Annotated in this window: 10 protein-coding genes; 3 read left to right on the plus strand and 7 right to left on the minus strand. The window is 71.5% G+C overall.

Annotation, left to right across the window (positions count from 1 at the left end):
- Position 1: 1 nt before the first annotated feature.
- Positions 2–1,411: a hypothetical protein gene (locus GU5_RS16340; protein WP_010524999.1), complete on the minus strand. Its 1,410-nt coding sequence runs from the start codon at positions 1,409–1,411 to the stop codon at positions 2–4.
- Positions 1,412–1,537: 126 nt separating this feature from the next.
- Between GU5_RS16340 and GU5_RS0107680 the strand changes: the two genes are divergently transcribed.
- Entirely contained in the window at positions 1,538–2,008 is a 471-nt protein-coding gene (locus tag GU5_RS0107680; protein ID WP_010525000.1) for a polyketide cyclase, read from the plus strand.
- Between the two features lie 198 nt (positions 2,009–2,206).
- Positions 2,207–2,998: a CGNR zinc finger domain-containing protein gene (locus GU5_RS14650; RefSeq protein ID WP_010525001.1), complete on the plus strand. Its 792-nt coding sequence runs from the start codon at positions 2,207–2,209 to the stop codon at positions 2,996–2,998.
- A 136-nt stretch (positions 2,999–3,134) separates the two neighbouring features.
- Here GU5_RS14650 and GU5_RS0107690 read toward each other — a convergent pair whose 3' ends face one another.
- A complete protein-coding gene (locus GU5_RS0107690; protein ID WP_010525002.1) occupies positions 3,135–3,371 on the minus strand; it encodes a hypothetical protein in 237 nt (78 codons plus the stop codon).
- Positions 3,371–3,496 (minus strand): hypothetical protein, encoded by a 126-nt coding sequence (locus GU5_RS17780; protein ID WP_255348839.1) that lies wholly within the window; start codon positions 3,494–3,496, stop codon positions 3,371–3,373. Before GU5_RS17780 ends, GU5_RS0107690 begins: the two co-directional genes overlap by 1 nt.
- A gap of 179 nt (positions 3,497–3,675) precedes the next feature.
- Between GU5_RS17780 and GU5_RS0107700 the strand changes: the two genes are divergently transcribed.
- Complete coding sequence (locus GU5_RS0107700) at positions 3,676–5,052, plus strand: NAD-dependent succinate-semialdehyde dehydrogenase (RefSeq protein WP_010525003.1); 1,377 nt, start codon at positions 3,676–3,678, stop codon at positions 5,050–5,052.
- A 43-nt stretch (positions 5,053–5,095) separates the two neighbouring features.
- Here GU5_RS0107700 and GU5_RS14655 read toward each other — a convergent pair whose 3' ends face one another.
- The 4 genes from GU5_RS14655 to GU5_RS14660 all read right to left on the minus strand — a co-directional run.
- On the minus strand, positions 5,096–5,605 hold the full coding sequence (locus GU5_RS14655; RefSeq protein ID WP_010525004.1) for a hypothetical protein: 510 nt from the start codon (positions 5,603–5,605) through the stop codon (positions 5,096–5,098).
- Between the two features lie 122 nt (positions 5,606–5,727).
- Positions 5,728–6,291, minus strand: a complete 564-nt coding sequence (locus GU5_RS0107710) for a hypothetical protein (RefSeq protein WP_139084372.1) — start codon at positions 6,289–6,291, stop codon at positions 5,728–5,730.
- 72 nt (positions 6,292–6,363) lie between these two features.
- Positions 6,364–7,782, minus strand: coding sequence for an MATE family efflux transporter (locus GU5_RS0107715; protein ID WP_010525006.1), 1,419 nt, complete (start codon positions 7,780–7,782; stop codon positions 6,364–6,366).
- On the minus strand, positions 7,779–8,633 hold an 855-nt coding region (locus tag GU5_RS14660; protein WP_010525007.1), incomplete at its 5' end, for a CPBP family intramembrane glutamic endopeptidase. The genes GU5_RS0107715 and GU5_RS14660, both read right to left, overlap by 4 nt.

An 8,633-nucleotide genomic window follows, 5' to 3' on the forward strand; every position in this document is an offset into this window, starting at 1 on the left:
GTCAGCCCCGCCCGGCCGGCGAGGCCGCCGACCCGCCGAACAGCGCCGGCACTCCCGGTGCGCCGGGGATCTCGGCGACCGCGGCGACGGTGCGGATGAACACGATCAGCCAGAAGAACAGCACGCCGGCGGCGATGAGCTCCAGCGAGGTGAGGTTGTAGTAGCCGATCGGCTTCCAGAGCGTGATCGCGAAGATCAGCCCGCCGGCGGCCAGCCAGCTCATCAGGTACGTCGCCCGCGGGAATCCGGGCAGCCAGTACGGCAGGCCGACCAGCAGACCGATGAAGAAGAAGCCGAAGCCGCTGGTGAAGGTCGAGTGCAGCTGATCGTGGAAGTTGATCGGCACCAGCCCGACGCCGGCCAGCGAGATGCCCATCCCGATCATCGCGATGCGCACCGCCCCGATCCGCGGAGTGTGCACATGGCGGCTGACGGCGATCCGCAGCCGCTCGGAGGCCCCCACGCGGCCGCGCAGCGCCCGGTCGATCTCCTCGCGGCGACGCAGCCGCTCCTGGTGCCGGGAACGGGTCCGCTCGGCCCAGATGCGCAGGTCGCGGGTGATGAAGGCGGTCAGCGTGGTGATGATGACCCCGGAGACCACCAGCGTGGTGTTGAAGGTCCAGAACGAGGTCATCCCGGCCTGGCCGGTGCCCAGCTCGGAGAACATCACCTGCCACCAGTAGGGGTTCTCGGCGTAGAGCATCGAGACCAGCACCCCGGAGGCCATGAAGATGCCCAGCAGCGAGGAGACCGAGAAGGCGGTGAGCCGCGCGCCGGAGTTGAAGCTGAAGTATGCGGCGACGACGCCGACGACGCCCAGCAGCGCCGAACCGGCCAGGTAGTCCACGCGCAGGCCGACGAAGGCCTCCTGGAACACCCGGAAGATGCCCAGCGCACCCATCACCGCGATGGAGGAGTGCACGACGAGCAGCGCGACGGTGTCGAGGAGCTGACGGACCTTGGGGCGCTGGCCCAGCCACAGATTCGCCATCCGCGCGTTGAGCGAATAGCCCAGCAGGAAGGCCGCGCCGGCGGCCGCGCCGCCGACGATCGAGGCGTAGAACTGGATGGACTGCTCGCCGGCGAGCTCGGGGTGCCTCCCGGGGAAGACCACGAGCCCGGAGACCACGCCCAGCACGCCGCCGAGGATCGCGCTGAGCACCGCCCGAGACTCGATGAGCACCTGCAGCCGCGCCTGCGACTCCTGCTGACGGACCGTGGTGGTCGTCGGATGGGCGGCCTCCTCGGCCGCGGCGACGGCGGCCAGCCGGCGGGCCGACCCGTGGCTGGGCAGCCGGTCGGAGGGGTCCGGCAGCGGCTCATGGGCGACGTCGCCGTCGAAGCCGCCGGGCAGCAGTCCGACCCGCCGCATCCAGCCGCGGACTCCGCGTCCGGCATCCTCCTGGGACATCGCGCCTCCCTTCCTCGCCGCGCGCTCGGAGCTCCCATTCTGCCAAGCGATCCTGACAGCGCCGAGTCGCCGGCATTGAGCGGCCGGCGGGGACACGGACGAGCGCCGAGGCCTAGACTGACGTCCATGAGTCGGTCCCCGCAGCGCCTCGACCGCGGCGAGCACATCATCGCCTGGTCCATCACCGTGAACACGTCGGCCTCGGAGCTCTACGCGGTCATCGCCTGCCCGCACCGCCACCACGAGCTGGACGGCTCGGGCACGGTGCGCTCCACCGCGATCGGCCCCCGTCAGCTGATCGAGGGCGATCGGTTCCGCGTGGACATGCGGATGAAGGGCATCCGCTACGCGCTGACCATGGTCACCACCGCCGCCGTCACGGACCGGCTGGTGGAGTGGCGTCACCCCGGCGGACACCGGTGGCGCTGGGAGCTCGAGCCCGTGTCGCAGGGCGTAACACGGATCACAGAGAGCTACGATTTCCGCGGCCAGCCCGCGCCGCTGCGCCGCCTGCTCGGCATGACGGGGTCCCATGCCGCCAACGACCAGGGAATCCGCAGGTCGTTGCAGAAGGTACATGATCGCTTCGACTCCTGAAGTCGAGGCGGGCATGCGCCGTCCGACGCGCGCGGATCGCGCGACTGGCGCGTGTCATAGTCACCACCGTCGCGAAGAATATCCATCTCGCTCATGCCGTCAGGGCCGTGTCTCGTTACACTGAAGACACCTGTTGCACCAGGCGTCTCCGCGCACCGTTCCCGCGGGGCCGCCGACACGACCCGTCAGGAGAACTGCATGTTCCACGCAGAGATCAACCGGACCCTGACCGCAGCCGTCAATCTGATGAACACCGCCGAGGGCCTGCACAGCGCGAAGCCCAGCCCCGATGAGATCACCAGCATCGAGAGCCTGAGGAAGTTCGTCGCCGCCCAGGACCCTGAGCTGAAGTGGCCGTCCTCCGGCCTCGACCGCTCCCAGGTGGACGGCATCATCGAGCTGCGGGACACCCTGCGAGAGATCTGGTCCGCCGCCCCGATCACCGGCGGCCGGCCGGTCGAGCAGATCAACGAGCTGCTCGACGGGGTGAGCACCAAGCTGGTGCGCACCGACGAGACCTCCACGACGCCGGAGTACCGGGCCGCCCCGATCCCGGTGAGCAGCCAGCTGGTCGACGTCGTCACCGCCGCCGTCGGCGATGCGCTGAAGTTCCTGCTGGTCAACGATGAGACCAGCCGGATGCGCACCTGCCGCGGCGACGACTGCGACGCCGTGATCATCGATCTGACCCGCAACCGCTCGAAGCTGTTCTGCGACTTCGGCAACTGCGCCAATCGGGCCCATGTGCGCGCCTACCGCGCTCGGCAGGCCGCGCTGCGCGAGGCCGGCAAGCAGGCGCTGAAGCAGTCGGAGACCGAGGACAAGCTGGCCAGGCCCTCGGCCGCGGAGAAGGCCGCCGAGCTCGACGAGCCGACCTCGGAGTCCGGCGTCGCGGCGAAGCAGTTCCGCAGCGCCATGCGCGACGAGCTGATGGATCAGCGCGACAAGAAGGGCGGCAAGAAGAAGAAAAAGAAGAAGAGCAAGAAGTGAGCGGAGCCCGGTGAGCGGGCGCGGCTGATCGTCGTCGCCTCATCGGCCGCGCAGAGTTCGGGCGGGCCCCATGACAGGGGCCCGCCCGAATGCGTCGGCGGTCGGAGCTCGGCCGGTCAGCGGCCTCCGACGGGGCTCAGACCCGGTCGGTGGCCTGCGTCGCGCCGGCCTCGCGCGCGCAGTGCGCGCAGCAGTACATCGCGCCCGAGACGGACTCGACGCCGTGGCCGAGGATCCGACACTCGCAGTGACCACAGCGGGGAGCCATGGCGTGGGCGGCGCATTCGAAGCTGTCGAAGACGCCGCGTGCCTCCCCCTGGGTGATGGTGAACGGCTTGTCGTACTCGTTGCCGCAGACGTCGCAGGCTGCCATCAGCGATCCACCTCCGCTCCGAGGCGCCGCGACAGCAGGCTCTTCGCCTGCTCGGCGGACGGGATGAGGTTGTCGTCCGTGCCCTTCGTTCCGGTGACCTGGCCGCCTTCGACTGCGTCAGTCATGGCCGCCTCCTTCCTCGACGCGCATGGCGCGACGTCGGTGAGTGGCATGGAATGGCATCGGTCCGTGACGCTCATGGCGTCACTCAGGACGCTAACGCCCACTCCTCGCGAGGCCAAGGGCCGGCCGGCCGGTCGAGGCCCCCTTCACACGGCCCGGCGGTCGGCCCCAGAGTGGGGGCATGGCGACATATCGGACGACCAACCCGACCACAGGACGCACCGAGACGGACTTCCCCACGCTCGACGACGGTCAGGTCGAGCACATCCTCAGCCGCTCGGACGCGGCGTTCAGCACCTGGCGGACGACGCCCGCGCAGCAGCGTGCCGCGGCCCTGACCCGGGTCGCCGACGCCTACGAGGCCCGCGCCGAGGAACTGGGACGACTCATCGCCACGGAGATGGGCAAGCCGCTCGCCCAGGGGATCGGCGAAGCGCAGCTGGCCGGCTCGATCTACCGCTGGTACGCCACGCACGGACCGGACCTCCTGGAGTCCGAGCAGCTCGACCCCCAGGGCGCCCGGGAGTCCCTCGTGCAGACCGAGCCGATCGGGCCTCTCGTCGGCGTCATGCCGTGGAACTACCCCTACTACCAGGTGGCCCGCTTCGTCGCGCCCAACCTCATGGCCGGCAACACGATCGTGCTCAAGCATGCCGAGATCTGTGCGGCCTCCTCCGAGGTCATGGCCCGGATGCTGCACGACGCCGGAGTGCCCGAGGACGCCTACATCAACGTCTTCGCCGGCCATGAGCAGATCGCCGCCATGATCGCCGACCCGCGGGTGCGCGGCGTCTCGCTCACCGGCAGCGAGCGGGCCGGATCGGCCGTCGCCGGCACCGCCGGCGAGCACCTGAAGAAGGCGGTGCTGGAGCTCGGCGGCTCGGATCCGCTCATCGTCCTGGACGACGTCGACGTCGAGCACGTCGCCGGCATCGTGGCGAAGGCGCGGCTCTCGAACGCCGGCCAGGCCTGCAACTCGCCGAAGAGGATGTTCGTGCCCCGGGAGATGACCGAGACCTTCCTGGAGACGGTGATCGCGACCTTCGAGCAGGCCACAGTCGGCGATCCCCTGGACGAGGACGTCGACGTCGGCCCGCTCTCCTCGGTGGAGGCCCGCGACGGCGTCGTCGAGCAGGTCGCCCGCGCCGTGGAGCAGGGCGCGACGCTGCACACCGGCGGCGTGGCGCTCTCCGGAGAGGGCGCCTTCATGCGCCCTGCCGTGCTGACCGGGGTCACGCGGGAGATGGATGCCTACTGGGAGGAGATCTTCGGGCCCGTGGCGGTGATCCACAGCGTCAGCTCCGTCGACGAGGCCGTGGAGCTGGCCGACGACGTCGACTTCGGGCTCAGCGGCTCCGTGTGGGGCCGGGATCTCGACCGCGCCCAGCAGGTCGCCGACCGGCTGGAGGTCGGCATGGCCTATGTGAACGAGCACGGCACCACGCTCCCCGGCCTGCCCTTCGGCGGCGTGAAGCGGTCCGGCTTCGGCCGGGAGCTCGCCCGCTGGGGCATGGGCGAGTTCGTCAACGTCCGGCTGCGCCGCACTTCGGCACTCTGATCCCGGAGGCGGCCGCGCCCCGAGCCGGTCAGTCGCGAGCCGGTCAGTCCCGGCGGTCGCCCTCGGCGTCGTCGGATGCGGCGTCGTCGGATGCGGTGTCGTCGGATGCGGTGTCGTCGGATGCGGTGTCGTCGGGTGCTGTGCCGTCGGATGCTGCGCCGCCGTCCGCCGCGGCGTCGGCGGCGCGGCCGAACTCCGGCTCGCCCTCGGCCTCGCGGGCCTCGCGGGCCTTCTGCCGGGCGGCCTCGCGCCGCCGTTCGGCGACCTGCTGGCGGTAGAGCTCCTCGGAGTCGCGGTTCACGCCCGATCCCTCGGCGAGCTCGTCGGGGTTCTCCCGCGCGGCGAGCTGCAGCATCGAGACGAGCAGCAGCGCGACGATGAAGGCCACGCCGAAGGCGATCAGCGCCAGGTCCACGCGCGGCTCGGCCTCAGTGCCGCCGGAGGCGGTGACCAGGGTGACGAGGGCGGCGACGACGCCCAGGGCCGCGGAGAAGATCAGCGGCGCCTTGACCGTCTCGATCAGCGAGCGACGCTCCTTGGAGTGGTCAGCCACGGGTCTCCTCGTTCCTGGTCGGATCGGTGGGCCCGGCATCATCCGCAGATCCTGCGGGCGGGGTGCACCCGCCGGGCCGTCATCCATTCTACGCCGCGTAGTAGAGCGGCGGCGAGCCGGGCTCAGCCGGCCGCGCGGCGGGCTTCATGGGTCATCGAGGCCCCGCTGATCATCAGCAGCACCGCCAGGATCACCAGCCCCATGCCGGCGATCCCGAGGATGCCGTGCACGTCCAGCCGCATGCCCGCCAGCAGCCCGACGCCGGTGGCCATCCCGACGCCGCCCTGGACCAGCAGATCCCGGGCGGGGACGAAGTCCGGCCGGCCGCGCAGGCCGGCGATCAGCTCGGCCAGCCCCATGCCGAGGAAGCCGGCGGCGGCGACGATCGCTCCCGCCGTCGCCGAGGGGACGAAGATCACGCCGACGCCGACCAGCACCCACAGCGCCGCGCCGGAGGCCAGCGGCCCGCGGACGGCGTCGGGGACCACGACGGTGTCCTTGGCGTAGTCCCAGACGGCGGTGCCGGCCAGCACGAAGTAGGCGGCCAGCGAGATCTTGAGCAGCAGCAGGGTCTCGCCCTGCCAGAAGATGGTCACCAGCGCCAGCAGGGCGGTGACGGCGGCGCGCAGCCAGACGGGGCGGGCCAGCTGCTCGGCGGTCGCGGCGGGGATTCTCTGCACAGGCACGCCGGCGATTCTACGCTCCCTCGCCCGCGGCGCTCACTCGAGCGGCGGGCGCGACGTCGCCTGGCGAGACCCTCACGCGGCGTCGCCGCCGACCATCCAGGCCTCGCCGCGAGCGCGCACGCCCAGCGTCAGCGCCCGGGCGCCGATGAAGACCACGCCGTAGCCGACCCACAGCCACACCACGGAGGCGGTGCCGGTCAGCCCGGCGGAGCTGATCCAGTACAGCGCCGGGGCGTAGAGAGCCAGGTTCACCAGCCCGGCCAGCGCAAGGTAGCGCACGTCGCCGGCGCCCATGAGCACGCCGTCGAGCACGAAGACCAGCCCGGCGATCGGCTGCGCGGCGGCGACGACCAGCAGCGCGGCGCCGATGGCCGAGGCGACGGCGTCGTCCGGGGTGAACAGCGGCGCGCTCAGCGGGCCGACGACGGCGATCGCCGCGCCGGTGATCACGCCGAAGCCGACGCCCCAGAGCACCATGGTCCGGGTCAGCCGTGCCGCCGTCTCCAGCCGGTGGGCGCCGAGCTCCTTGCCGATCAGCGCCTGGGCGGCGATGGCCAGCGCATCGAGGATGAAGGCCAGCGTGGAGAAGACGGTGAAGGTCACCTGATGGGCGGCCAGCGTGTCCGGGCCCAGGTCGGTGGCCACCAGCACGGTCGCGACCATCGCCGCGCGCAGGCTCAGCGTGCGCAGCAGCATCCAGGACCCCACGGAGAAGGCCTTCCGCAGCCCCATCGGGTCGGCGGCCAGCGGCACTGAATGCTCGCGCAGCCGCGGGAGAAGCAGCGTCAGGTAGACGAGCGCCATGCCCCATTGGGCGATGGAGGTGCCCAGCGCCGCACCGGCGACGCCGAGGCCCGCCGGGTGGACCAGGATCAGGTTCAGCAGGATGTTGCCGCCGAACCCGCAGCCGGCGACGACCAGCGGAGTGGTGGTGTCCTGCAGCCCGCGCAGCACCCCGGTGGCGGCGAAGACCAGCAGGATCGCCGGGATCCCGGGCAGCGACCAGAGCAGATACGCCCAGGCCTGGTCGCGCATCGCGCCGTCGGCGCCCATCAGCTGCAGCAGCGGCTCGCCGGCGGCCAGCCCGGCGGCGGCCAGCACGACGCCGATGATCACCGAGAGCCAGACGCCGTCGCGGCCGGCGGCCAGCGCCCGGGACATCCGCCCGGCCCCGACGGAGCGGGCGACCTGCGGCGTCGTCGAATAGGCCAGGAAGATCATCAGTCCGGTGACCGTCTGCATCACCGTCAGGCCGAGTGCGGCCCCGGCGAGCTCCTCGACGCCGAGCCGGCCGATGATCGCGGTGTCGGCCAGCAGGAACAGCGGCTCGGCCACCAGGGCGCCCAGCGCCGGGACCGCCAGCGCGAGGATCCGGCGCGGCAGCGAGCGCCGGTCGGTCGCCGCGGGGACGTGCTCGGCCGGCCCGCTCTGCTCGGTCTGTCCGATCTGCTCCTGCGGTCCGGCGCGCTCGTCGTCGTGCCGCGGGCTCATCCCGCCAGCACCGGTCCCAGCACCGGCGCGGCCGCCGTGCCGAGCAGGCCCAGCACTGCGACGCCGCCGTCGGGCATCGTGTCGGGCAGCTGCTCGGTGAACTCCTTCAGCGGGCCCTGCAGCAGGTACTGCAGGCTGACCGCCACCGAGTTGTTGAAGGCATGCAGCAGCCAGGAGTACAGCAGCGAGCGGCCGGAGAGGATGTAGCCCAGGGTGAAGACCAGGCCCATGGTCACGTAGGGCACCAGCGTCGCGATCGAGAGGTCGTCGGTCAGCCCGATCAGGGCGGGGATGAAGTGGATCATCGGGAAGACCGCCACGGAGATCGCTGCGCAGATCCAGATGTTCAGATGCCGGGAGAGCTTGCCGACGAGCAGGTGGCGGAAGAAGAACTCCTCCACCAGCGGCCCCAGCAGGCCGAGCACCACCAGTGCGCCCAGATACGGCACGGCGCCGAGCATCTGCTCGATGGCCTGCTGGTTCGCCGAGACCTGCGGCTGGTCGCTGATCAGCGAGACCAGCGTGGCGTTGACGATGATGATCGCCAGCCAGCTGACCGGCACCAGCAGCAGCTTCAGCCACCACAGCGGGGCGAAGGTGCGCACTGCGCGCGCCAGAGCCGGTCCGGCCAGCAGCAGCACCACCAGCGCCATGAGCACATAGGCGCCGGCGTTGACCAGGAACTGCGAGAGGGCCATCTGGTCGGCGTCGCCGCTGATCATCATCCGGCGGACCGGCGGCACGAAGGCCGCGACGAGGCCCGCCCCGCCGATCACGAAGGTCGCCAGGTAGAGCACGACGGCGCCCAGGTCCCACCAGCTGAAGCGGCCCGGCTCGGCGTCGCGCTGGCG

The organism is Nesterenkonia sp. F (assembly GCF_000220985.1).
Classification (GTDB): Bacteria; Actinomycetota; Actinomycetes; order Actinomycetales; family Micrococcaceae; genus Nesterenkonia.

Excerpts from the sequence above, each read along its gene's own strand:
- GU5_RS16340 (WP_010524999.1), bottom strand. The coding sequence starts at position 1,411 with ATGTCCCAGGAGGATGCCGGACGCGGAGTCCGCGGCTGGATGCGGCGG.
- GU5_RS0107680 (WP_010525000.1), top strand. The coding sequence starts at position 1,538 with ATGAGTCGGTCCCCGCAGCGCCTCGACCGCGGCGAGCACATCATCGCC.
- GU5_RS0107690 (WP_010525002.1), bottom strand. The coding sequence starts at position 3,371 with ATGGCAGCCTGCGACGTCTGCGGCAACGAGTACGACAAGCCGTTCACC.
- GU5_RS17780 (WP_255348839.1), bottom strand. The coding sequence starts at position 3,496 with ATGACTGACGCAGTCGAAGGCGGCCAGGTCACCGGAACGAAGGGCACG.
- GU5_RS0107700 (WP_010525003.1), top strand. The coding sequence starts at position 3,676 with ATGGCGACATATCGGACGACCAACCCGACCACAGGACGCACCGAGACG.
- GU5_RS14650 (WP_010525001.1), top strand. The coding sequence starts at position 2,207 with ATGTTCCACGCAGAGATCAACCGGACCCTGACCGCAGCCGTCAATCTG.
- GU5_RS0107715 (WP_010525006.1), bottom strand. The coding sequence starts at position 7,782 with ATGAGCCCGCGGCACGACGACGAGCGCGCCGGACCGCAGGAGCAGATC.